The 23263-nt window shown below is 72.1% G+C and carries 18 protein-coding genes, 1 tRNA gene and 1 pseudogene; 6 read left to right on the forward strand and 14 right to left on the reverse strand.

The features are described from left to right. Window positions 1–319: 319 nt before the first annotated feature. The 7 genes and pseudogenes from glgB to ABD784_RS12805 form a co-directional block, all read right to left on the reverse strand. A pseudogene (gene glgB / locus ABD784_RS12775) lies at window positions 320–2545 on the reverse strand (1,4-alpha-glucan branching protein GlgB); the annotation flags it as partial. Then, entirely contained in the window at window positions 2545–4602 is a 2058-nt protein-coding gene (locus tag ABD784_RS12780) for an alpha-1,4-glucan--maltose-1-phosphate maltosyltransferase (protein ID WP_344885375.1), read from the reverse strand. The gene ABD784_RS12780 and the pseudogene glgB, both read right to left, overlap by 1 nt. Window positions 4603–4734: 132 nt before the next feature. Then, window positions 4735–6831, reverse strand: coding sequence for a glycogen debranching protein GlgX (glgX, locus tag ABD784_RS12785; RefSeq protein WP_344885378.1), 2097 nt, complete (start codon window positions 6829–6831; stop codon window positions 4735–4737). A 16-nt stretch (window positions 6832–6847) separates the two neighbouring features. Then, window positions 6848–7819 carry a 23S rRNA (guanosine(2251)-2'-O)-methyltransferase RlmB gene (gene rlmB, locus ABD784_RS12790; RefSeq protein WP_344885381.1) on the reverse strand — a complete coding sequence of 324 codons (972 nt, stop codon included), beginning with the start codon at window positions 7817–7819 and terminating at the stop codon, window positions 6848–6850. Between the two features lie 309 nt (window positions 7820–8128). Further along, complete coding sequence (cysS, locus tag ABD784_RS12795; RefSeq protein WP_344885384.1) at window positions 8129–9568, reverse strand: cysteine--tRNA ligase; 1440 nt, start codon at window positions 9566–9568, stop codon at window positions 8129–8131. 88 nt (window positions 9569–9656) lie between these two features. Further along, entirely contained in the window at window positions 9657–11084 is a 1428-nt protein-coding gene (ispF, locus tag ABD784_RS12800; protein ID WP_344885387.1) for a 2-C-methyl-D-erythritol 2,4-cyclodiphosphate synthase, read from the reverse strand. A gap of 109 nt (window positions 11085–11193) precedes the next feature. Next, on the reverse strand, window positions 11194–11676 hold the full coding sequence (locus ABD784_RS12805; RefSeq protein ID WP_309080829.1) for a CarD family transcriptional regulator: 483 nt from the start codon (window positions 11674–11676) through the stop codon (window positions 11194–11196). A gap of 265 nt (window positions 11677–11941) precedes the next feature. Here ABD784_RS12805 and ABD784_RS12810 point away from each other — a divergent pair, with 265 nt between their 5' ends. Beyond that, window positions 11942–12478: a hypothetical protein gene (locus tag ABD784_RS12810; protein WP_344885391.1), complete on the forward strand. Its 537-nt coding sequence runs from the start codon at window positions 11942–11944 to the stop codon at window positions 12476–12478. A 114-nt stretch (window positions 12479–12592) separates the two neighbouring features. Here the strand turns inward: ABD784_RS12810 and ABD784_RS12815 are convergent, their stop codons facing one another. Further along, window positions 12593–13273: a response regulator transcription factor gene (locus tag ABD784_RS12815; RefSeq protein ID WP_344885394.1), complete on the reverse strand. Its 681-nt coding sequence runs from the start codon at window positions 13271–13273 to the stop codon at window positions 12593–12595. Then, window positions 13270–14466, reverse strand: a complete 1197-nt coding sequence (locus tag ABD784_RS12820; protein ID WP_344885397.1) for a sensor histidine kinase — start codon at window positions 14464–14466, stop codon at window positions 13270–13272. Before ABD784_RS12820 ends, ABD784_RS12815 begins: the two co-directional genes overlap by 4 nt. Before the next feature lie 183 nt (window positions 14467–14649). Here ABD784_RS12820 and phoU point away from each other — a divergent pair, with 183 nt between their 5' ends. Continuing rightward, the gene (gene phoU, locus ABD784_RS12825; RefSeq protein WP_344885400.1) at window positions 14650–15312 is read left to right on the forward strand and encodes a phosphate signaling complex protein PhoU; all 663 of its coding nucleotides are present in this window, start codon (window positions 14650–14652) and stop codon (window positions 15310–15312) included. 128 nt (window positions 15313–15440) lie between these two features. On the opposite strand, the gene ABD784_RS12830 is transcribed toward phoU, so the two are convergent. The 3 genes from ABD784_RS12830 to ABD784_RS12840 all read right to left on the reverse strand — a co-directional run bounded on the left by ABD784_RS12830 (window position 15441) and on the right by ABD784_RS12840 (window position 17911). Then, on the reverse strand, window positions 15441–16187 hold the full coding sequence (locus ABD784_RS12830) for a phosphoglyceromutase (protein ID WP_344885403.1): 747 nt from the start codon (window positions 16185–16187) through the stop codon (window positions 15441–15443). A gap of 77 nt (window positions 16188–16264) precedes the next feature. Beyond that, window positions 16265–16564 carry a DUF2516 family protein gene (locus ABD784_RS12835; RefSeq protein WP_344885406.1) on the reverse strand — a complete coding sequence of 100 codons (300 nt, stop codon included), beginning with the start codon at window positions 16562–16564 and terminating at the stop codon, window positions 16265–16267. A 9-nt stretch (window positions 16565–16573) separates the two neighbouring features. Then, window positions 16574–17911, reverse strand: a complete 1338-nt coding sequence (locus ABD784_RS12840) for a trans-sulfuration enzyme family protein (RefSeq protein ID WP_344885409.1) — start codon at window positions 17909–17911, stop codon at window positions 16574–16576. A gap of 82 nt (window positions 17912–17993) precedes the next feature. On the opposite strand from ABD784_RS12840, the gene tmk reads away from it, so the two are divergent. The 4 genes from tmk (at window position 17994) to ABD784_RS12860 (ending at window position 21597) form a co-directional block, all read left to right on the forward strand. Next, window positions 17994–18692, forward strand: coding sequence for a dTMP kinase (gene tmk, locus ABD784_RS12845; RefSeq protein ID WP_425582981.1), 699 nt, complete (start codon window positions 17994–17996; stop codon window positions 18690–18692). After that, window positions 18689–19828 carry a DNA polymerase III subunit delta' gene (locus ABD784_RS12850; protein ID WP_344885412.1) on the forward strand — a complete coding sequence of 380 codons (1140 nt, stop codon included), beginning with the start codon at window positions 18689–18691 and terminating at the stop codon, window positions 19826–19828. The genes tmk and ABD784_RS12850 overlap by 4 nt, the downstream gene beginning before the upstream one ends. A 48-nt stretch (window positions 19829–19876) precedes the next feature. Further along, window positions 19877–21388, forward strand: a complete 1512-nt coding sequence (locus ABD784_RS12855) for an alpha/beta hydrolase (RefSeq protein ID WP_344885415.1) — start codon at window positions 19877–19879, stop codon at window positions 21386–21388. A gap of 136 nt (window positions 21389–21524) precedes the next feature. Beyond that, window positions 21525–21597 (forward strand) — tRNA-Thr (locus ABD784_RS12860). 134 nt (window positions 21598–21731) lie between these two features. On the opposite strand, the gene ABD784_RS12865 is transcribed toward ABD784_RS12860, so the two are convergent. After that, the gene (locus ABD784_RS12865) at window positions 21732–22577 is read right to left on the reverse strand and encodes an aldo/keto reductase (RefSeq protein WP_344885418.1); all 846 of its coding nucleotides are present in this window, start codon (window positions 22575–22577) and stop codon (window positions 21732–21734) included. 179 nt (window positions 22578–22756) lie between these two features. After that, on the reverse strand, window positions 22757–23230 hold the full coding sequence (locus tag ABD784_RS12870; protein ID WP_344885420.1) for a hypothetical protein: 474 nt from the start codon (window positions 23228–23230) through the stop codon (window positions 22757–22759). Window positions 23231–23263: the final 33 nt, after the last annotated feature.

The raw sequence follows: 23263 nt of genomic DNA on the forward strand, positions 1-23263 counted from the left end.
ACACTATTGAGTTCTCAAACAACAGACACCCCGGACTACCACAACCAGGACCAACATCCCGACCGCTTCGCTCCGAAGCAACTTGTCTATCTTACCTCAGTCGATCCGGCGTGTCAACTTGACTCCGCCGAACTTCCTGAGAAGTTCATCCGCCGTTGTCCGTCAGGCTTCGTTTCCGTTGCCTTCCGTCCCCGGCGCGAGAAAAAACTATACACGCCCCCGAGCACCCTCGCAACTCCGGCCGCCTCCCCGGCCGCCGCCGGGTCCGCAGCCCTGATTTCCAGGCCCAGAGCGGCCCTCCGCCCCGCGGCGGACCCGGTCAGCGGACCGTCGACCCCTGATCGGCCGGGGTGAAGTAGAGCACAGAGAACGCCGGGATCACGATGTCGGCACTGGCCGGCTGCCCGTAGTGTCGCTCCGCCGCCGCATTGAGTCCGCCGGCATTGCCCAGCCCCGAGCCGCCGAACTCCTCGGCATTGGTATTGAGCGCCTCCACCCAGTGCCCCGCCTGCGGCAGTCCCAGGCGGTAGCCGTGGTGGTCCGAGCCCGAGAAGTTGGCGACCACGACCAGCTGCCCGCCGTCGGTGCCCCGGCGCGCGAACGCGAGGACGTTGCCCAGGGCGTGGTGCGCATCGATCCAGTCGAAGCCTGCGGGGTCGTTGTCCTGGTTCCACAGCGCCGGCGTTCGGCGGTACACCTCGTTGAGTGCCCGCACCGACAGCTGCACCCCGCGGTGCGCGGGGGTCTCCGTCAGCCACCAGTCCAGCCCGTGCTGCTCGCTCCACTCCGACTCCTGGGCGAACTCCGTGCCCATGAAGATCAGCTGCTTGCCCGGGTGGGCCCACTGGAACGCCAGGTACGCGCGGACCTGGGCGGCCTGCTCGTACCGGCCGCCGGGCATCCGGCGCAGCAGCGACCCCTTGCCGTGGACCACCTCGTCGTGGCTGATCGGCAGCAGGTAGTTCTCGCTCCACGCATAGGCCAGGGAGAACGTGATCCGGTCGTGGTGGTACTGCCGGTTGATCGCGTCCTCCTGCATGTACTGCAGGGAGTCGTGCATCCAGCCCATGTTCCACTTCAGCCCGAACCCGAGCCCGCCGTGGGCGGTCGGGCGGGTCACGCCGTCGTACGCCGTGGACTCCTCGGCGATCATCACGGACCCGGGGTAGCGGCCGTAGGCGGTGGCCGTGGCCTCCTTGAGCAGGGCCACCGCCTCCAGGTTCTCGTTGCCCCCGTGCACGTTGGGCTCCCACTCGCCGTCCTCGCGGGAGTAGTCGAGGTAGAGCATGGAGGCCACGGCGTCCACGCGCAGGCCGTCGACGTGGAACTCGTCCAGCCAGTACAGCGCGTTGGCGACGAGGAAGTTGCGGACCTCGTTGCGCCCGAAGTCGAAGATGTGGGTCCCCCAGTCCGGGTGGTCGCCCCGGCGCGGGTCCGGGTGCTCGTAGAGCGCCGTGCCGTCGAACCGCGCCAGCGCCCACTCGTCCTTGGGGAAATGCGCCGGGACCCAGTCGAGGATCACGCCGATTCCGGCCCGGTGCAGGGTGTCGACCAGGTAGCGGAAGTCGTCGGGCGTGCCGAAGCGCGACGTCGGGGCGTAGTACCCCGTGACCTGGTAGCCCCAGGAGCCGCCGAACGGGTGCTCCGCCACGGGCATGAACTCCACGTGGGTGAAGCCGAGCCAGCCGACGTACTCGGCGAGCTGGTGCGCCAGCTCGCGGTAGTCCAGCCCGGGCCGCCAGGAGCCGAGGTGGACCTCGTACACGCTCATCGCGGACTCGTGCGGGTTCGTCTCCGCGCGGGCCTGCATCCACTCGTCGTCGTGGAAGGAGTAGGCGGACTCGGTGACGATGGAGCCCGTCCGGGGCGGCACCTCGGTGCGGCGGGCCATGGGGTCCGCCTTGTCCCGCCAGACGCCGTCGGCCCCGAGGACCTCGTACTTGTAGACCGCGCCGTCCCCCACCCCGGGGATGAAGATCTCCCACACGCCGGAGTGGCCCAGCGAGCGCATCGCCGCGCCGCCGCCGTTCCAGTGGTTGAAGTCCCCCTTGACCCGCACGGCGCGGGCGTTCGGGGCCCACACCGCGAAGCTGGTGCCGGCGACGTCGCCCAGCGCCGAGTGGTAGCGGCGCACGTGCGAGCCGAGCACGGTCCACAGCCGCTCGTGCCGCCCCTCCCCGATCAGGTGCAGGTCCAGCTCCCCGAGCGTCGGCAGGTGCCGGTAGGGGTCGTCCTGGGTCACGGGCTCCGCGTCGGCGTACGTGGTGCGGACCCGGTAGTCCGGCACGTGGCCGGGGCGCCGGGTGCGCGGCAGCACGGCGGTCCACACGCCGCCGTGCTCGTGGCGCAGCGGGAGCGTCTCGCCGGAGTCCAGCACGACGTCGACCGCCTCCGCCAGGTGCCGCAGGGCACGGAAGGTGACGGCGTCGTCGTCGTGCAGGTGCGCGCCCAGCACCGCGTGGGGCTGGTGGTAGGTGCCGTGCGCGACGGCGTCGAGCACCTCCGGCGCGACCGGCAGCGGGGCGGGGCGGGCGGGCTGGTGCGTCATGCGGTGCTCCGGACGATGTGGAGGATGTGCGCCGGCTCCTGGTAGGGATCGAGCCGGACGTAGTTGTGCTCGCCCCACCGCCAGGACTGGCCGGTGAGCAGGTCGCGGACCTCGAAGCGGCCGTCGCCGTCGAGGTCGCCGGGCGTGAGGTCGAGGGCGGGCAGGTCGAGGGTGACCGTGGACTCCCGGGCCGCGTGCGGGTCCAGGTTCACCACCACGAGGACGGTGTCCGTGGGCTCGGAGCCGGCCCCGTCCAGCAGGCCGCGCGGGGCGGGCCGGGACTTGGAGAAGACGAGCGTGGCCTCGTCCGTGGAGGTGTGCAGGTGGACGTTCGCCAGGTCGCCGAGGGCGGGGTGGGCCCTGCGGATCTCGTTCAGCCGGGTCAGGTAGGGCGCGAGCGAGCGCCCCTCCGCCTCGGCGGCCGCGAAGTCGCGGGGCTTGTACTCGTACTTCTCGTTGTCCGCGTACTCGCCGGAGCCGGGCCGGGCCGCGTTCTCGCAGAGCTCGTACCCGGTGTAGACGCCCCAGAGCGGGCTGCCCGTGGCGGCGATGGCCGCCCGCAGCTTGAACGCGGCGGGGCCCCCGTACTGCAGGAACTCGGGCAGGATGTCCGGGGTGTTGACCCAGAAGCTGGGCCGGAAGTACGGCGACGTCCGGTGCGAGACCTCGGTGAGGTACTCCTCCAGCTCCTCGCGCGTGTTCCGCCAGGTGAAGTACGTGTAGGACTGCTGGAACCCGGCCTTGCCGAGCGCGTGCATCATCGCCGGGCGCGTGAACGCCTCGGCGAGGAACACCGCGTCCGGGTGGAGCTGGGAGACCTCGCGGATCAGCCACTCCCAGAACCAGAGCGGCTTGGTGTGCGGATTGTCCACGCGGAAGATCCGCACACCCCGCTCGATCCAGAGCAGCACGATCCGCAGGACCTCCTCGCGCAGGCCCTTGGGATCGTTGTCGAAGTTCAGCGGGTAGATGTCCTGGTACTTCTTCGGCGGGTTCTCGGCGTAGGCGATCGACCCGTCCGCGCGCGTGGTGAACCACTGGGGGTGCTCGGCGACCCACGGATGGTCCGGCGAGGCCTGCAGGGCCAGGTCCAGGGCGACCTCCAGCCCCAGCTCGCGGGCGCGGTCGACGAACGCCGCGAAGTCCTCGACCGTGCCGAGATCCGGATGGATGGCGTCGTGCCCGCCCTCGGCCGCGCCGATCGCCCACGGGGAGCCGGGATCGTGCTCGCCCGCGGTGAGCGTGTTGTTCGGTCCCTTGCGGTGGGTGCGCCCGATCGGGTGGATGGGCGGCAGGTAGACGACGTCGAAGCCCATCCGGGCGACCGCGTCGAGGCGGTGCCGGGCCGTGGCGAAGGTGCCGGACGTGTACCGGCGCGTGCCGTCGTCGTACTCCTCCTCCAGGACCGCGCCCTCGGAGCGCGGGAAGAACTCGTACCAGGCGCCCTGCCCCGCGAGGCGGCGCTCGACGAGCAGCGGGTACGCGCCGCCGCGCGTGACGTGGCGGCGGATCGGGCGCTCGGCCAGGAGCGCGGTCAGCTCGGGCGACTCGGCGGCGGCGAACCGGTCGGCCACGCTGCGGTCGGTGTCCTCGAGGACGCGGGCGAGGCCGCGGAACAGCTCGGCGTCGGCCGCAGCGGTCTTGCGGTCCCGGGCGGCGGCCGCGAAGAGCCGGGCGCCCTCGGCGAGCATCAGCTCCTCCTCGATGCCGGCGCCGATCTTGATGCCGGCCGCGTGGTGCCAGGTGCCGTAGGGGTCGTCCCAGCCCTCGATCTCGAAGGTCCAGGCGCCGGCGGCGTCCGGACGGAGGGTGGCGTGCCAGCGGTCGGTGCCCGGGGCGCCGGGGACCATCCGGACCCGCTGGGCGGCCGAGCCGTCCGGCCGGTAGAGCACCGCGGTGGCGCCGACCGCGTCGTGCCCCTCGCGGAAGCAGGTCGCCGAGACCGGCACGTCCTGCCCGGTGACGGCCTTGGCGGGGAAGCGACCCCCGTCCACCACCGGCTGGACATCGGTGACGGGGATCCGTCCGAATCGCGTCGCGGGAAGTCTCTTCACACGCTAGACGCTAGTGGGCGCCGGTGGGCCTGCCAAGGTCTTGACCGAAAGCGACGGGCCGGACGGTCGCCTGACCAGCCCGTGATCGGGCCGCCCGCGATCGCGCCGGCGGACGGGCCGGCCGCCGGCGCGTCAGCTGCGGAAGACCGCCACCGAGTTGCCGGCCACCCGGTAGGACTCGCCCGCGCGCAGGACGGTCCCGCGGCGGGCGCGATCGGCGGGCTCGGTGCTGAAGCGCAGATCGAAGCGCAGATCGTCCTCGTCGCGGCCGATGAACGCCCGCAGCTCCTCGCCGTGCGGCAGGGTCAGCTCCACCGGATCCGGCGTGCCGTTGAAGACCACCAGGCCGTCGAACCGCCCCTCGGGGGACCCGATCAGCAGCTGCATGAGGCGCGTCTCCGGGTCCAGCCACTCCTCCTCCTGGAGCGGCTCGCCGGAGGTGTTGAACCAGAGCAGGAAGCCCGTGTCGTCCTGCGCGGGGTACGTGTACGGCTGGTTGGCGAGGAACTCACGGCGGATGCGGACCAGCGCGCGCGTCACGCCGAGCATCGCCTCCTGCTCGGGACCCAGGTCCCAGTGCAGCCAGGACATGGGGTTGTCCTGGCAGTAGGCGTTGTTGTTGCCGGCCTGGGTCTTGCCGATCTCGTCGCCGGCCGTGATCATCGGGACGCCGAGGGACAGCAGCAGCGTGGCCATCATGTTCGAGGCGGACTTGAGGCGCTCGCGGGTGATGTCCGCGTCGCCGGTCTGCCCCTCGACCCCGTGGTTGTAGCTGTTGTTGTCGCTGGTCCCGTCGCGGTTCTCCTCGCCGTTGTCCTCGTTGTGCTTGCGGTCGTAGGAGACCACGTCGCGCAGCGTGAAGCCGTCGTGGGCGGTGACGAAGTTGACCGAGGCCAGGGCTCCTCGGCCCGAGGGCGCGAAGAGGTCGCGGGACCCGGCGAGGACCGTGGCGAGCGAGGCGACCGAGGACCCCTGCTCCCCCGCGGCGAGCCGTCCCTGGTCCGCGGCCCAGAAGGTGCGGACGGTGTCCCGGAACTTGTCGTTCCAGTCGGCGAACCCGCGCGGGAACCGGCCGGTCTGCCAGCCGCCCATGCCCACGTCCCAGGGCTCGGCGATCATCTTCACGCCCGTGAGGGTCTCCGAGGCGGCGATCGCGGCGAAGAACGGGTGGTCCGGCGTGAAGTTGTTGTTCCCGTCCCGGCCCAGGGTCGCGGCGAGGTCGAACCGGAAGCCGTCCACGTGGAACTCCTCGACCCAGTAGCGCAGCGAGTCCATGGTCATGCGGATGACGGCCGGCTCGGTGAAGTCGAGGGTGTTCCCGCACCCGGTGGTGTCCAGGTAGTGCCCGTCCTCGGTGTGCCGGTAGTAGTGGTGGTCGGCGAGGCCGCGCCAGGACAGCGCCGGCTCGCCGGAACCGCCCTCCGCCGTGTGGTTGTAGACGACGTCGAGGATCACCTCGATCCCCGCATCGTGCAGGTGCTTGACCATGCCCTTGATCTCGTCGCGCACGGCGGCCGGCCCGGCGGCGCGCGCTGCGGCGGTGGCGTACTCGTGGTGCGGGGCGAAGTAGCCGAGCGTGTTGTAGCCCCAGTAGTTGGGCAGCCCGAGCTCGCGCAGGTGCGGCTCGTCGATGTGGAAGTGGATCGGCAGCAGTTCGACGGCGGTCACGCCCAGGGCACGCAGGTAGTCGAGCATCACCGGGTGGGCCAGGCCGGCGTAGGTCCCGCGCACCTCCTCCGGCAGGTCCGGGTGCAGCATCGTCAGGCCCTTGATGTGCGCCTCGTAGATGACCGTGTCCCGCCACGGCACGTGCGGCCGCCGGACGGTGCCCCAGTCGAAGCCGGCGTCGGGGACGTAGACGCCCCAGTAGTTGCCGTCGTCGTCCTGCTCGATGGCGCGGGCGTACGGGTCCACGAGGAGCTGGCCCGACTCGGGCCGGTCCGCCCCGTGCTCCCAGAACGCGTAGCGGGCGCCCGGGCGCAGCCCCTCGACGGCGCCGTGGTGGGCGCCGTCGGTCAACTCGGTCAGCGTGGCCGAGGCGAGCCCGCCGCCCGGGACGGTGAACCAGACGTCGACGTCCTCGAGCTCGGGGGCGAAGACGGAGACGTTGACCGTGTCGGCGACGTCGGCGATGCCCGCGACGTCGTCGTGGACCCCCCGCGGGAACTGCCGCGACGGGTGGCCCCGGCCCTCGAGGGAGGCCGGGATGTTCAGGGGTGAACTGGTCATGTCAGCAGGATGCCCCTCACGCGCCGCGGCGCCGGGAGACCTCGTAGAGCGAGATCCCCACGGCCATCGAGGCGTTGAGGGACTCCATGGCGGAGTCGATCGGGATGGACACGATCGCGTCGCAGGTCTCGCGGACCAGCCGGGAGAGGCCCTTGCCCTCGGAGCCGACGACGATGCACAGCGGCTCGGTGGCCAGCTCGAGGTCGGGCAGCTGGACGTCGCCCTCGCCGTCGAGCCCGACGACGAAGACGCCCATCGCCTTGATCTCCTTCAGCGCGGTGGTCAGGTTGGTGGCCCGGGCCACGGGGACGCGCGCGGCGGCGCCGGCGCTCGTCTTCCACGCGGCGGCCGTCATGCCCACGCTGCGGCGCTCGGGGACGATCACGCCGTGCCCGCGGAACGCGGAGACGGAGCGGACGATCGCGCCGAGGTTGCGCGGGTCCGTGATCCCGTCGAGGGCGACGAAGAGCGGCTGCGTCCGGATGTAGCCCTTCTGGGAGCGCGCGACGGTCGCCTCCGCGAGCTCGATCGCGTCGGCGTACTCGTACGGCGGGACCTGCAGCACCAGGCCCTGGTGCACGGCGTCGTCCGTCATCCGGTCCAGCTCCTGCTTGCTGGTCTCCAGCACGGCGATCCCGCGCTCCGCGGCCAGCTTGAGCGTCTCGCGGACGCGGTCGTCCACGTCGATGCGGGTGGCGACGTAGAGGGTCTTCGCGGGGATCTCGGCGCGCAGCGCCTCGACCACCGAGTTGCGCCCGGTGACCATCTCCGCCGCGTTCTTGGAACGACCGGTGCGGCCGCGTCCGCCCTGCTTGGCGCTCGAGCGCTCGGAGAGCTGCTTGGCGCGGTAGGCCTTGTGGTAGACGCGCTCCTCCGCCTTGGGGGTGGGGCCCTTCCCCTCGAGGGACTTCCGGCCGTGGCCGCCGGTGCCGACGGAGGGGCCCTTCTTGGTCTTGCGGACGGCGCCGGGACGCTTGGGAGTTGCCATGATTCGGATCCTTGTCACGTTTGTACTGGGTCGCGTGTCCTGAGCCGCGATCGAACTGCACCGCGATCGGACCGGGCCGCGCTTCGGACCGGGCCGCGCTGGGAGGGCGCCGGGGCACGGGGGCCTGCGGCGGCACCCGGCACGTGTCGAGCTCAGGCCCCGGGCAGGGACCATCCTACGCGGGCGGCGCCAGCCCGGCGCGGGCCCGGCGGGACTCTTGAGGAACCCTGCATGCCGCGGGCCGCGCGCCCGCGGCCCCGGCCCGGGGCCGCGGAGGGCTCCCGTCCCCCGGCGCCACGGGCCTGCGGGCTAGCCCCCGAGGCTCCAGCGGGCTCCGTCGGCCGAGTCCTCGACGACGATCCCGGCCGCGGCCAGCGTGTCGCGAATCGCATCCGCGGTGCCCCAGTCCCTCGCGGCGCGGGCGGCCGCACGGGCCTCGAGCTGCGCCCGGACGAGCACGTCGAGGGCCGCCGTCGAGCCCGGGTCCCCGCCGGCGTCGTTCCCGGCGTCGTCGAGGCCGAGGACCGCGGTGGCGGCCGCCGCCTGTGCGTACGCGGCGGCGACGGCGTCCCGGTCGCCCGCCGCGAGCGCCGTGTTGCCCGCCCGGACCGTCTCGTGGAGCGCGGCCAGGGCCTGCGGGACGTTCAGGTCGTCGTCCATCGCGGCGGCGAAGGCGTCGGGGACGCGGCCGACGACGGCGTCCGCGCCGAGCATCCGCTGCGCGTTGCGCAGGAACGTGTCCACGCGCTCGACGGCGGCACCGGCCTCGGTGAGCGACGTCGGGCTGTAGTCCAGCTGGCTGCGGTAGTGCGCCTGGCCGAGGAAGTACCGGACCACCCGCGGCCCGGCCGCCTCCAGCATCTCCTCCGGCGAGACGGTGTTGCCGACCGACTTGGACATCTTCTCGCCCTCGAAGGTGACCATGCCGTTGTGCATCCAGAAGTTCGCGAAGTCCTGACCGGCCGCCGTCGACTGCGCCAGCTCGTTCTCGTGGTGTGGGAACCGCAGATCCAGGCCGCCGCCGTGGATGTCGAACGCGTTGCCGAGGTACTTGCCGGCCATCGCCGAGCACTCGAGGTGCCAGCCCGGGCGGCCCCGGCCCCAGGGGCTGGCCCAGGAGGCCGTCTCCGGGTCGGTGCCCTTGTGGCCCTTCCACAGGGCGAAGTCGCGGGGATCGCGCTTGCCCCGCGGGTCGGCGTCCGGGGCGGCCTGCATGTCGTCGATGCGCTGGTGCGTGAGCGAGCCGTAGGCCTCCCAGGAGCGGACGTCGAAGTAGACGTCGCCGGAGTCGTCGAGGGCCGGGTAGGCGTGGCCGCGCTCGATCAGCTCGGCGATGAGCTCGTGCATCTCGCCGATGTGCCCGGTGGCACGGGGCTCGTAGGTGGGGCGGCGCACGCCGAGGGTCTCGTAGGCCCGGGCGAACTCCTGCTCGAACCGGTACGCGAGCGCGAACCAGGGCTCCTCCGCGCGGTAGGCGGGCTCCGGGACGAAGCCGTCGGCGAAGGACGCGGCGGACTTCTCGAGGATCTTGTCGTCGATGTCGGTGACGTTCCGGACCACGGTCACGCGGAAGCCGCGGTACTCGAGCCAGCGGGTGAGGAGGTCGAACGCGATGGCGGAGCGGATGTGCCCGACGTGCGGCATGCCCTGCACCGTGGCCCCGCAGTAGTACAGGCCCACCTGCCCGGGGACGAGCGGCGTGAAGTCGCGGACCTGGGCCTGGCGGGTGTCGTAGAAACGGATGCTCACCCGCACAAGGGTAGCGGAAGGCCCGCCGTCGTCCCGGACGCGGTCCGCCGCCGGGCCGCGGGCGCAGCCGCCGGCGGGGACGGCCCGGCTACGGCCGGTACACGAGCGCGTTGGCGTAGGCCGTGACGCCCTCGCCGGCGCCCTCGAAGCCGAGCCCGTCCGACGTCGTCGCAGTCACCGTGACCGGTGCGCCCGCGGCCTCGCTGAGCACCCGGTCCGCCTCCTCCCGCCGCGGCCCGAACCGGGGACGGTTGCCGACGAACTGAACCGCGACGTTGCCGATCTCGAAGCCGGAGGCGCGGACGAGGCGTGCGGCCTCGGTCAGGAGGGCCGCCCCCGATGCGCCGGCGAGCTCCGGCCGCGACGTGCCGAAGTGCGTGCCGAGATCGCCGATCCCGGCCGCCGAGAAGAGGGCGTCGCAGGCCGCGTGCGCCACGGCGTCCGCGTCCGAGTGCCCCTCGAGGCCGCGCTCGCCGGGCCAGTGCAGGCCGGCGAGCCAGAGCTCGCGGCCACTGCCCTCGGGGGCGAACCGGTGCACATCGATGCCGGTCCCGATCCGGGGCATCGACGGGTGGTCGCGGTCCATGGGGCCTCCGGTCTCCTCGGTCTCGCCGGTGGGTGCGTTCTCGCCAGTCGGTGCGTTCTCGCCGGTGGACGCGTTCTCGCCGGCGGACGCGACGGCGGCCTCGGCGATGCGCAGGTCCTGCTCGGTGGTGATCTTCAGCGACTCGAGGCTGCCGGGCACCAGGTGGACGGGGATCCCCGCCAGCTCCATCAGCATGGCGTCGTCCGTCACCGCCTCGGCCCGGTGCCCGGCCCAGGTCTCCGCCTGCCGGTGCGCGGCGGCGAGGGCGGACCGGACGAAGCCCTGGGGCGTCTGCACGGCCCGCAGCGTGGAGCGTGCCGGAGTGTCGTAGACCTGCTCGGGAGCGATCCGCGGGTCCTCGGCGGGGACCGCCGTCTTGACGGTGTCCACCACGGGCAGGGCCGGGATGACCGCCGTGGCACCGGACTCCAGTGCGCCGACGACGGCGTCGAAGACCGCGGCCGGGGCCAGGCAACGGGCCGCGTCGTGGACCAGGACCAGATCCGCGGCAGGGCCGATCGCGTCGAGTCCCGCCCGGACGGAGGCCGTCCGGGTGGCTCCTCCCGCCACGAGGACGACGCCGCCGGTCCCCGCTGCCTCGTGCCCCGCGGTGTCCCGGACTGCGGCGGCCGACCCGCCGTCGTCGGCGTCGGGCTCCGTTGCAACGGGCCGGCCGCCGAGCTCGCGGCCGATCCGCCAGAGGTCCTCGCTCTCGGCCGGCAGCACCGCGACGATCTCCGCGCCGGGCAGTGCCCGCCGGACACCGCGCACCGCGCGGACGAGCATGGGCTCGCCGGCGACCGGGACCAGTGCCTTGGGCAGGTCGCGGCCCAGCCGGGTCCCGCTCCCGGCGGCGACGACGATGACGGCCACCCGGGAGCCGTGCTCCGGCGGCGCGGATGTTCCACGGGAAGGAATGCGTGAGTCCACGTCAGCACTCTATCCACTGCGTCGGTCCGGCGGGGCGCTGAGTGCCCGTTAAAGCAGAACAGCCCGTTCCCTCGAGGGGAACGGGCCGGAATGCCAGCTGCGGGGCCTGCTAGGAGGCGAGCACCTCGTCGAGCATGCTCTCCGCCTTGACCTCGTCCAGCTTCTTGGCCAAAGCCAGCTCGCTGATGAGGATCTGCCGGGCCTTGGCCAGCATGCGCTTCTCGCCGGCCGAGAGCCCGCGGTCGTGCTCGCGGCGCCACAGGTCGCGGACGACCTCCGCCACCTTGATGACATCGCCCGACGCCAGCTTCTCGAGGTTCGCCTTGTAGCGACGCGACCAGTTGGTCGGCTCCTCGGTGAACTCCGCGCGGAGGACGTCGAAGACGTCGTCGAGACCGTCCTGGTCGACGACGTCGCGCACACCCACCAGATCCACATTCTCCGCCGGAACCTCGATCGTCAGGTCGCCCTGGGCGACCTTCAGTTTGAGGTACATCTTCTCTTCGCCCTTGATGGTCCGCATCTTGATCTCTTCGATCCGTGCGGCCCCGTGGTGGGGGTAAACTACCGTCTCGCCAACCTCAAAAACCATGTTTGATTTTCCCCTTTCCCACAGACGAGTTTATCACGTGCCTTCTGGAAATACCGGCGCGTTGACCCTCCGTCCCCGGCTCCGTGCGCAATAATCCGCCCGCAGGGCAACGGCGGACCGCCGCTGCGGAGGCCGCGACGCCGCCGTCCGGACCGGGGCGGTGATTCTCTTCTACAACGAGTAGGATTGACGGGAATGCCGTCGCAGCGGGCCCCGCCCGGTGCGATCGATTAGTCGAGACCGAACCTGATGAGGAGTTCGTGCAGTGATCACCGCACAGAAGACGCGCGGACGCCGCGCCCTGGCCGTCGCCGCCCTCGGCCTGGTTGCCCTGAGCGCAGCCGGCTGCGGCGCCATCAACGACCAGGCCACCGCCACCGAGTACGCAGCGTCGGACGGCGTGAACTTCACCGCCGGCGACGCCGAGGTCCGCAACCTCATGCTGGTGACCACCGGGCCCGAGGCCGAGGCCCGCGTGCTCGGCAACGTGGTCAACGAGTCGGATCAGTCCGCCGAGCTCGAGCTGGGCATCAACGGCTCCTCCGTCACCATCGACGTCCCGGCCGGCACCACGGTGATGCTGAGCGAGGACGGCCACAAGACCACCGTCCCGTCCGCCGGCGAGCTCCCGGGCTCCATGGTCCCGGTGGACGTGACCGCCGGCAGCGAGTCCACCGAGGAACTGGTCCCCGTCATCGACGGCACCCTCGAGGAGTACCGCCAGTTCCTGCCGGAGGGCTACCAGCCGGAGAACAACGAGCACCTCAAACACGAGGAAGAGGAAGAGGCCGGCCACCACTAGCCGTCCCGTGGCCGCCGGCACGACGACGTCGGGCGGCGGCCGACAGCGCGAAGGGCTGCGGCCCCGGTCCACCGCTCGGTGGGCCGGGGCCGCAGCCCTTCGTCCGTCCCGGCCTCAGGCCTCGAACTTGTAGCCGAGCCCCCGCACCGTGACCAGGTGCTGCGGGTTGGACGGGTCCGGCTCGATCTTCGAGCGCAGGCGCTTGACGTGCACGTCCAGCGTCTTGGTGTCGCCGACGTAGTCGGAGCCCCAGACCCGGTCGATCAGCTGCCCGCGGGTGAGGACGCGTCCCGCGTTGCGCAGCAGCATCTCCAGCAGCTCGAACTCCTTCAGCGGGAAGGGCAGGGGCTCGCCGGACACGCTGACCACGTGCCGCTCGACGTCCATCCGGACCGGCCCCGCCTGCAGGGTGGCCGTGACCAGCTCCTCCGGCTCGGCCTGGCGGCGCAGCACGGCGCGGACGCGGGCGACCAGCTCCCGCGACGAGTAGGGCTTGGTGACGTAGTCGTCGGCCCCCAGCTCGAGGCCCACCACCTTGTCGATCTCGGAGTCCTTGGCCGTGAGCATGATGACCGGGACGCTGGAGCGCTGGCGGATCTGCCGGCACACCTCGGTGCCGGACTGGCCGGGCAGCATGAGGTCGAGCAGGACGAGGTCCGCGCCGGCCCGGTCGAACTCGGTCACGGCGTCCAGCCCGTTGTCCACGACCCCGACTTCGAACCCCTCCTTCTCGAGCAGGTAGGCCAGGGGGTCGCTCAGGGACTCCTCGTCCTCGACCACCAGAATGCGCGTCATCTGTTCTCCTCTGAGTGCGTCGCGCGCGAGCCGCGCGGTTCGTCGACGGGCGGCGGGTTCTCCGCCGTCGTGCCTTCCTCGAAGACCGGCAGCCTCACCGTGAACGTCGAGCCCTGACCGGGCTGGGACCAGACGGTCACCTCGCCGCCGTGGTTGGACATGACGTGCTTGACGATGCTCAGGCCGAGGCCCGTGCCGCCGGTCTGGCGGGACCGGGCCGAGTCGACCCGGTAGAAGCGTTCGAAGATCCGTTCCTGGTCGTCCGCGCTGATGCCCGGGCCCTGGTCCGTCACGGATACCTCGACGAGGTCGTCGCGGACCCGCACGCCGACCCCGACCGTGGTGTTCTCCGGCGAGTAGCGGATGGCATTGTCCACGAGGTTGCGGAACGCGGTCATCAGCAGGTCGGGGTCCCCGTGGACGACGGCGTCCCTGGCCCCGCCGACCTTGACGGCGATGTTCTTGCCCTCGGCGGTCAACTTGTTGCGGTCGACGGCCTCGGCGAGGGTGTGCGCGACGTCGACGGGCCGGCCCTGGAGGACCACGTCCGTCCCCTGCAGCCGGGAGAGCTCGATGATGTCCTGCACGAGCGCCGAGAGGCGGTGCGTCTCCTTGTGCAGGCGGCCGGCGAAGCGCTTGATCGCGACCTCGTCGCCCGCGGCGTCCTCGATCGCCTCCGCCAGGAGCGAGACGGCCCCGACGGGCGTCTTCAGCTCGTGCGACACGTTCGCCACGAAGTCGTTCCTGATCGCCTCGGTGCGGGTGATCTCGGTGCGGTCGTCGGCCAGGAGCAGGATGTACCGCTCGGCCAGGGGCGCCACCCGCACGTGCACGACGATGCCGCCCTGGCCCAGCGGGCCCCGGGGCAGCTCGAACTGGCGTTCCTCGATCACGCCGTCGGCCCGCACCCGGGCCGCGAGGTCGAGCAGCTCCTGGTGCACCACGGTGTGCCCGCGGACGAGCCCGTAGGCGTAGGCGGCCGGATTCGCCCGGACCACGCCGTTGACCTCGTCGATGACGACGAACGCCCGTCCGACGATGGAGAGGATCTCGGCGGTCCCGTCGGGCAGCGTCGGCTCGAGGACCTCGGGCACGGCGTCGCGGCGGCGCTGGCTGATGTGGAAGGCCAGCAGGCCGCCCGCACCGAGGAGCAGGCCGGTCAGGCCGGCCAGCACCAGTAGTAGGGAATCCATCACTGCACCAGCTTAGGCCGCTCGGACGGGCGCCCGCCGCCGCCCGGGGCCCCCGCGGGGCCGGTTCACCCAACGTTCACTTGCCCCGCCCGATTGGTTTACTTAGTAGTGTCAGTGTGAGCAATTGAGCCAGACCGCCTCTCGCAGGTTTCAGGACGCAAGGTTCTGATGAAAGGACCCCCCATGCGCAAAGTCTTCCAGGCCGAACTCCAGACCATCGGCGAGGAACTGATCAATCTCTCCAAGCTGGTCGCCGAGGCGATGGAACGGGCCTACGAGTCCTTCGCCAATGCCGACACGCAGCTGGCGCAGGAGGTCATCGCCGCCGACGCGCGGATCGACTTCCTGCAGAACAAGCTCGACGAGCACGCCATCGACGTGCTCGCCCTGCAGGGGCCGGTGGCTTCCGACCTGCGCATGATCGTGGGCTCGCTGCGCATGAGCGCCTCGCTGGAGCGCATGGGCGACCTCGCCCGGCACATCGCCCAGCTGACCCGGCTGCGCTTCCCGAACCAGGTGGCCCCCGAGTCCGTGCAGCCGACGTTCGCGGAGATGGCCCGCCTGAACATCGAGATCGCCACCAAGGTCGGCCAGCTGCTGGACACCCGGGACCTGGCCATCGCGGCGGAGATCATCGGGCTGAACAAGGAGATCGACGAGCTGCACTCGTCCGTCTTCAAGGCCATCGCCAGCGACGACTGGGCCGAGTCCGCGCCCACGACGACGGACGTGACGCTGGCGAGCCGCTACATGGAGCGCTTCGGCGACCACGGCGTCTCGGTGGCCCGCAAGGTCAACTACCTCGTCACGGGCGAGTGGGAGCCGAACCTCAACGACAACGTCTGAGTTCCGGCGCCGCCCTCCGCGGGCGGCAGCAGAGAGGGGGAGGCCCCGGCGCGATGCCGGGGCCTCCCCCTCTCTCGCCCGCCGTGCGGCGGTGCTGCGTGCGGTCCGCTGCTACGCGGGCCCCGGCGCTACTTGCGGCCCTGGCTCGCGACGGCCTTGACGGCCTCGGCCGCGGCCTCGGGGTCCAGGTACTTGCCGCCGGCCACGGCGGGCTTGAAGTCCTCGTCCAGCTCGTACAGCAGCGGGATGCCCGTGGGGATGTTCAGCCCGGCGATGTCCTCGTCCGAGATCCCGTCCAGGTGCTTCACGAGCGCGCGCAGCGAGTTGCCGTGCGCGGCGACCAGCACGGTCCTGCCGGCGACCAGGTCCGCCTTGATCTCCGACTCCCAGTAGGGCAGCATCCGCTCGAGGACGTCCTTGAGGCACTCGGTGCGCGGGGCGTCGTCGCCGAGGTCCGCGTAGCGCGGGTCGCCGATCTGGGAGAACTCCGAGGAGTCGTCCAGGGGCGGCGGCGGGGTGTCGTAGGAGCGGCGCCACTCCATGAACTTCTCCTCGCCGAACTCCTCCAGCGTCTCGGCCTTGTTCTTGCCCTGCAGCGCACCGTAGTGGCGCTCGTTCAGCCGCCAGTCGCGCTTGACCGGGATCCAGAGGAGGTCGGCCGACTCGAGGGCGAGGTTCGCCGTGGTGATCGCGCGCTTCAGCAGGGAGGTGTGCAGCACATCCGGGCGCAGGCCCGCCTCGATCAGCAGCTCGCCGCCGCGCTTGGCCTCGGTCCGGCCCTGCTCGGTCAGGTCGACGTCCACCCAGCCGGTGAACAGGTTCTTCTCGTTCCAGTCGCTCTGCCCGTGACGGAGCAGGATGAGGGTGTAAGTCATGGTTTCATCCTACAGACGGGCCGCCGCCGGGCACCGGCTGCGGCCGGATTCGCAGTAATGTTCCGGGCGGCTCGGCCTCAGTAGCTGTAGCCGCCGCGGCCGGAGACCGCAGGGCGCACGTCGGCGAGGTACACCGCGGCGACGCAGGCCGCGATGAGCTGCAGCAGGCCGCCGCTGCCCCCGTAGACGCTCAGCAGGCAGAACAGGGTGGACCCGGCGGTCAGCGCTAGCCAGAAGCCCTTGGAGCGCTTGCCGGCGCCCTCGAAGTTCGCTGCCGGGCGGCGCACCGCGTCCAGGAACGCCCAGACGGCGAGGACGAGTGCGACGACGCCCAGCGCCAGGAAGAGATAGTGCTCGATCGCGTAAGCCAGACCCATGCTGACAGTCTAGGCCCGGGCCCCCGCGCCGTGGTCGAGGGCGCGCGCCAGATCGGCCCAGAGGTCCTCGGCGTTCTCGATGCCCACGCTGAGCCGGACGAGGTTCTCCGGGACGGTGGGCGCCTCCCCCGGGTGACGACGCCGGCGCTCGGCGAGCGACTCGACGCCGCCGAGGCTCGTGGCCGGCGTCCACAGCCGCAGCGCGGCGACGACGGCGTCCGCGGCGCGGAGGCCGGCCTCGGCGCCGTCGTCGTTCCCGGCAGCGTCGTTCCCGGCGCCCGCCGGCGCCACGGCGATGGAGACGACCGAGCCGAAGCCGTCCATCTGGGCGGCGGCGCGGGCGTGGCCGGGGTCCCCGGGCAGGCCCGGGTAGCGGACCGACTCGACCGCGGGATGGGCGGCGAGGCGCTCGGCGAGAAGCTGCGCGGTCGCCTGCGAGCGCTCCAGGCGCACCGCGAGCGTGCGCATCCCGCGCAGGGTCAGCCACGTCTCGAACGGCCCGGCGATCGCCCCGTGGAGGGTCCGGTAGGCCAGGAGCCGCTCGCGCAGAGCCGCCGAGGAGGTGACGACCGCGCCGAGGATCACGTCCGAGTGGCCGCCGAGGTACTTGGTGGCCGAGTGGACTACCACGTCGGCCCCGGACTCCAGCGGGCGCTGCAGCAGCGGCGTGGAGAACGTGTTGTCGACGACGGTCAGGATCCCGCGCTCCCGGGCGGCGGCGAGGATCGCCGGCAGGTCGGCGACCTCGAGCATCGGGTTGGTGGGGCTCTCGACCCACAGCAGGGTGGACGGCCCGGCGTCACCCGCGGCCCCGGCCGCCTCCGCGGGTGCGGCGTCGAGGGGAGCCGCGTCGAGGGGTGCGGCGTCCAGTGCGGCGACGACGGCGTCCGTGTCGGCGATGTCGACGTGGACCACCCGCAGCCCGGTCCGCCGGGTCAGGTCGCCCACGATGGCCAGGCTGCCGTTGTAGCTGTGCCGCGGCAGGACCACGGTGCCGCGGGCGGGCAGTAGCGACATGGCCGCGGCGATGGCGGCCATGCCGGAGCCGAAGGCCAGGGCCGGCTGGTCCGCCCGCTCCAGCTCCGCCAGCGTGGCCTCGAAGGGATCCCAGGTGGGATTGGTGAAGCGGGCGTAGCCCCGCTCGCCGGCGTCGGGCAGGCCGGCGCCGCGGAAGGTGGAGGAGAGCACGATCGGGGGGTTCACGGGCTCGTCCGTCTCGTGCGGCGGGCGCCCGGCCGCCACGACGACGCTGTCCGGCGCCAGCCCCTGCCCGTGGCCGTGCCCGCCGGCCGGGGATCCGTGCGGGGAGAACTGTCCGGTGCCCTGCTCTGCGGTGCCTTCGCTCATGCTCACGAGGGTAGGGCGCGGCGTTGTCCACGGGCCAGCCCGCGACCGCCGGCGACGGCATTGTTGCGGCTAGGCTGGTGGGGTGAGCCAGCAGCATGAGCACCCCCGCACGCCCGAGCGCTCGCCGTCGGCCCACCCCGGACCAGGCCTGTTCGTGGTCTTCGAGGGAGGCGACGGCGCCGGCAAGTCGACGCAGGCGGCCCGCCTGGCCGAGGCGCTCGACGCCGCCGGCGAGACCGTCCTGCGGACCCGGGAGCCGGGCGGGACGGAGATCGGCGAGGAGCTCCGCTCGCTCGTCCTGGACCACGGGCACGGCACCGTCGACCCGCGCACCGAGGCCCTGATCTTCGCCGCCGCGCGGGCCGCGCACGTGGAACAGGTCATCCTGCCCGCCCTCGCGGCCGGGCACGTGGTGGTCTGCGACCGCTACATCGACTCCTCGGTCGCCTACCAGGGCGTCGGCCGCGGCCTCGGCGTCGAGGACGTCCTGAACGTCAACCGCTGGGCGACCCAGGGGCTCATCCCCCACCTGACCGTGTTGCTGGACGTGGACGCCGCGGCCGGGCGCCGGCGTCGGACCGTCCGCGACGCCGGCGGGGCGGACCGGCTCGAGGCCGAGTCGGACGACTTCCACACGCGCAACCGCCGGGCCTTCCTGGACCTGGCGGCCGGCGATCCGGCCCGATACCTGGTGCTCGACGCCGGTCAGGGCGTGGACGAGCTCGCCGGGGCCGTCCTCGAGCGGGTCCGCGGGCTGCGCGGCACCGGGGCGGGCGCATGAGCGTCTGGGACGAGCTGCCCGGGCAGGACCAGGCCGTGGCGCAGCTGGAGCGCGCCGTCGCCGGCGGCGGCCCCGCGCACGCATGGCTGTTCACCGGGCCTCCCGGCTCCGGACGCTCGAACGCGGCGCGCGCCTTCGCGGCCGCCCTGCAGTGCGAGCACGGCACCGGCTGCGGCGCATGCAAGGGATGCCGGCTGACCCTGGCCGGCGCGCACCCCGACGTCTCCATGGTGACCACCGAGAACGTGAACTACATGATCAGCGACGTCCGCGAGCTGATCACCAAGGCGCAGGACCGTCCGTCCGGCGGACGGTGGCGCGTGATCGTCATGGAGGACGCGGACCGCATGACAGAGCGGACCACCAACGTCCTGCTCAAGGCGATCGAGGAGCCGCCGCCGCACACCGTGTGGATCCTGTGCGCGCCGAGTCCGGCGGACGTGCTCGTGACGATCCGGTCGCGGTGCCGGCCGCTGGGCCTGCGGGTGCCCAGCCGGGAGGCCGTCGCCGAGCTGCTGGTCCGCCGCGACGGCCTGACCGCCGAGCAGGCGGAGTTCGCCGCGCGGGTCAGCCAGTCGCACATCGGGGTGGCCCGGCGGCTCGCCCAGTCGGAGGAGGCCCGGCTGCGGCGGGACAAGACCGTGCGGCTGCCCCTGTACCTGCGCACGGTCGCCGACGCCGTCGCGGCCGCCGGGGAGATCGTCGAGATCTCCACCAAGGAGGCCACGAGCTCGGCCGAGGAGCGCGCCGCCGCCGAGACGGCCGGGCTGCGCGAGCTGCTGGGGCTGGAGCCCGATGCGCAGATCCCGCCGCAGCTGCGCAGCCAGTTCAAGCAGGTCGAGGAGGCCACGAAGCGCCGTGCCCGCCGCGGGATGAACGACTCGCTGGACCGGGCGCTCATCGACCTGACGACCGTCTACCGGGACGTGCTGGTCCTGCAGCTCGGGACGGGGACCGAGCTGGTCAACGACTATCTGGCCGAGCCGCTCCGGCAATTCGCCGCCCGGGGCACCCCGACCGATACGCTGGCGAGGATCGACCTCATCGCCGAGGCCCGCCAGCGCATCACGGCCAACGTGACACCGCTGCTGGCGATGGAGGCCATGATGGCCGGCCTCCTGCCGCGCCGCGGCTGAGCACCTCCCGTCCGCGCCCCTCCCATCCGCACAGGAGTCCCCACCCGCATGATCCGACGCCCCGGCCTCCCCGCGCTCCCCCGGCACCGGGCGGGCACCCGACGCGGCCGGTGGGCCGCAGCGCTCGCGGCCGCGGCCGCCGTCGTACTGGCCGCCACCGGGTGCACGCCGCAGCCCGACGAGCGCGGCCCGGAGCCGGCGGCGGTCCCCTCCGGCCTGGAGCGCTTCTATGAGCAGAAGCCGGCCTGGGAGGAGTGCCAGGGCAGCTTCGAGTGCGCGAGCGTCCAGGTGCCCCTGGACTACGCCGCCCCCGAGGGGGAGAGCATCGAGCTGGCGATGATCCGCAAGCGCGCCCCCATGCCGGAGGGATCCCTGCTCGTGAACCCGGGCGGCCCCGGCGCCTCCGGCGTGCAGCTCGTCCGCAACACCGCGACCACGACGTTCTCCACCGACCTGCGCGAGAACTTCCACCTGGTGGGGTTCGACCCGCGCGGCGTCGGCCAGTCCGCTGCCGTCGAGTGCCGCACCGACGCGCAGCTGGACGAGGGCCGCGCGGGCGAACCGATGTCCATCGCCGAGCTCGGGGAGCTGTGCGACGCGAAGAACGGCGAGATCCTCTCCCACGTGGACACCGACAGCGCCGCCCGCGACCTCGACATCCTGCGCGCCGTGAACGGCGACCACGACCTCAACTACCTCGGCTTCTCCTACGGCACCAAGCTCGGCGCCGCGTATGCCGACCTGTTCCCGGAGAACGTGGGGCGCCTGGTGCTCGACGGCGCGATGGACCCGACGCTCGGGATCTCCGAGGTGACACTGGCGCAGGCGGAGAGCTTCCAGCAGGAGCTGCGCGCGCTGGTGGAGTGGTGCGGCGGCGAGGCGTCCTGCCCGCTCGCCGGCGGGCAGGACGGGCTGGACGAGCTGGTCCAGATCATGGACCGGCTCGAGGCGGACCCGATTCCCGTGGAGGACGGGCGCGAGTTCACCGAGGCCGAGTTCGTCAACGCCCTCCTGCTGCCCCTCTACGACGACGGCTGGTGGCAGTCGTTCAGCGAGGGCCTGACCGAGCTGCAGCGCCAGGACAGCGCCGAGTCGCTGATGTACATGGCGGACGCCCGCTCGGGCCGGCTCGACGACGGCACGTACGCGGACAACTCCTGGGACGCGTTCACGGCGATCAACTGCCTCGACTACCCAGACCCGAGGGTGGACGGCGCCGCGCTGGACCGCGCCCTCGACGACGTCTCCCCCACGATCGGCTGGTACCTGGGCGGGGACCTCTCCTGCGACGCCTGGCCCGCTCCTCCCGTGGGGGACCTCGATCCCGCGCAGCCGCTCGCCGGGGACGCCCAGGCACTGGTCATCGGCACCACGGGCGACCCGGCGACGCCGTACGAATGGTCCGAGGCGCTCGCCGAGCAGCTCGGCCCGAGGGCCCGTCTGGTCACCTACGAGGGGCACGGCCACACGGCCTACGGGCGCAGCAACGACTGCATCACGAAGGCGGTCGACGCCTTCCTGATCGACGGCGAGGTCCCCGCCGAGGGCCTCACCTGCTGAGTAGTTCCGCGCCGGGCACAGCGCCGGATCAGGGCCGGGGCAGGGCCGGGACGGAGGGGACGGAGCGCGTTTTGACCGGGCCCTGACCTGTCCTATAAAGTTGTCGCTCGTGGGAAATCCTCGGATCCCCCACGGTGCCTCCTTAGCTCAGTCGGTAGAGCGTTTCACTCGTAATGAAAAGGTCGCCAGTTCGATTCTGGCAGGGGGCTCGGCGAAAGAGAGCGGCTGATCTGCAGAGGCAGGTCGGCCGCTCTTCTCGTTCCCGGTCCTTCCGGGCCCGGGAACGCGCGAGGCGCCGCCCGGTTCCCCGGGCGGCGCCTCGCCGTCGTACGGCTCGCGTCGACTACTCGAAGTCGCTGACCGCAGGGTCCGGCCCGATGCGGCCCTCGGCCCCGCGGTCCAGCCCGTCGATCTTGGCCAGATCCTCCTCGTCGAGCGTCAGCGCCACGGACTCCCAGTTGGCGACGATGCGCTCCGGGGTCACCGATTTGGGGATGACCACCAGGCCCTTGGCCAGGTGCCAGGCGATGACGACCTGCGCCGGCGCGGCCCCGTGCTTCTCCGCGATCTCGGTGATCACCGGGTTCTCCAGCAGGTCGGAGCGGTTGCCCAGCGGCGACCAGGACTGGTGCAGGATGTCGCGCGACTTCTCGTACTCGCGGAGGCTGCGCTGCGGGAAGTACGGGTGCGTCTCGACCTGGTGGATCGCCGGGACCACGCCCGTGGCCTCCTCGATCTCCTGCAGCGCCTCGACCGTGAAGTTGGAGACGCCGATCGACTTGACCTTGCCCGTCTTCTGCAGGTCCACGAGGGCCTTCCAGGTGTCCACGTACTTGCCCTGCTTCGGCTGCAGCCAGTGGATCAGGTACAGGTCCACGTACTCGAGGCCGAGCCGCTGCAGGGAGGCGTCGAACGCGGCCAGCGTCTCCTCGTAGCCCTGGTCCGCGTTCCACAGCTTGGTGGTGATGAACAGTTCCTCGCGCGGCACGCCGGACGCGGCGATCGCCCGGCCGACGCCCTCCTCGTTGCCGTACACCTTGGCCGTGTCGATGTGGCGGTAGCCGGCCTTGAAGGCCTCGCCGACCACCTTCTCCGCGACGTCGTCCTCGACCTGCCAGACCCCGTAGCCCAGCTGCGGGATGGTGTTGCCATCGTTGAACTTCAGTACCGGTGATTCGTGGGTAGTCATGCACCTCATCCTGCCATCGTCCACGGCTGCACGGGAGGCCCCCTACGCCGACCGCGTAGTGCTGCGTCAGACGGGAATAAAGCCGGTCCCGCGCTGAGTTGAATCGTTTTTCGCGGGACAGTGGCCGGCCGCGATGCGCCGGGTCGGCCGAGTACGCAGGGTCAGCCGAGTGCGCCGGGTCAGCCGAGTGCGTCGGCGGCGGCCCGGGCGCTGGCGACGCCCTCCACCACGACGTCGGCCCGGCGGCGGACGCTGTCGAGCCCGGTCTGCAGGTCGGCGGCCGCGTGGCTCTCGGCGTCGAGACGGGCCATCGCGGCGGCCTGCGCCGCCTGGGCGAGGTCGTTGGCCGCCTTCGAGAGGGCGCGGTGCACCGCGGAGGCCCCCGGGGGGATGTCGGTCCCCTCGCTGGGCCGGGCGGCCTGGGCCCGGACGCAGATGCGGCGGACCTCGTCGAGCTCGTCGGCGAGCCGGTTCGCGATGGAGGCCAGGCCGTTGTAGAGCTCGTTGTACTGCGGGTCGTCCTCGATGCCCTCGAGGACCTGGTGGAAGCGGTCGAGCCCGCGTTCGAACCGGTCGTGGGCGCGCCGCCACACTCCCAGTCCGAGCTCCTTGGTGTCGCGGTGAGCGCCGCGAAGTCGTGCGAAGAGACCCACGGAACCATCTTGCCATGAAGGCGGGCGCGTCCG

Origin of the sequence: Zhihengliuella alba (genome assembly GCF_039538765.1) — a bacterium.
Lineage (GTDB): Bacteria > Actinomycetota > Actinomycetes > Actinomycetales > Micrococcaceae > Zhihengliuella > Zhihengliuella alba.

Bases quoted from the DNA above. Each gene is read 5' to 3' on its own strand.
- glgX (WP_344885378.1), bottom strand. From the start codon at position 6,831: ATGACCAGTTCACCCCTGAACATCCCGGCCTCCCTCGAGGGCCGGGGC.
- rlmB (WP_344885381.1), bottom strand. From the start codon at position 7,819: ATGGCAACTCCCAAGCGTCCCGGCGCCGTCCGCAAGACCAAGAAGGGC.
- ABD784_RS12805 (WP_309080829.1), bottom strand. From the start codon at position 11,676: ATGGTTTTTGAGGTTGGCGAGACGGTAGTTTACCCCCACCACGGGGCC.
- ABD784_RS12815 (WP_344885394.1), bottom strand. From the start codon at position 13,273: ATGACGCGCATTCTGGTGGTCGAGGACGAGGAGTCCCTGAGCGACCCC.
- ABD784_RS12820 (WP_344885397.1), bottom strand. From the start codon at position 14,466: ATGGATTCCCTACTACTGGTGCTGGCCGGCCTGACCGGCCTGCTCCTC.
- phoU (WP_344885400.1), top strand. From the start codon at position 14,650: ATGCGCAAAGTCTTCCAGGCCGAACTCCAGACCATCGGCGAGGAACTG.
- ABD784_RS12830 (WP_344885403.1), bottom strand. From the start codon at position 16,187: ATGACTTACACCCTCATCCTGCTCCGTCACGGGCAGAGCGACTGGAAC.
- ABD784_RS12835 (WP_344885406.1), bottom strand. From the start codon at position 16,564: ATGGGTCTGGCTTACGCGATCGAGCACTATCTCTTCCTGGCGCTGGGC.
- ABD784_RS12840 (WP_344885409.1), bottom strand. From the start codon at position 17,911: ATGAGCGAAGGCACCGCAGAGCAGGGCACCGGACAGTTCTCCCCGCAC.
- ABD784_RS12850 (WP_344885412.1), top strand. From the start codon at position 18,689: ATGAGCGTCTGGGACGAGCTGCCCGGGCAGGACCAGGCCGTGGCGCAG.
- ABD784_RS12855 (WP_344885415.1), top strand. From the start codon at position 19,877: ATGATCCGACGCCCCGGCCTCCCCGCGCTCCCCCGGCACCGGGCGGGC.
- ABD784_RS12865 (WP_344885418.1), bottom strand. From the start codon at position 22,577: ATGACTACCCACGAATCACCGGTACTGAAGTTCAACGATGGCAACACC.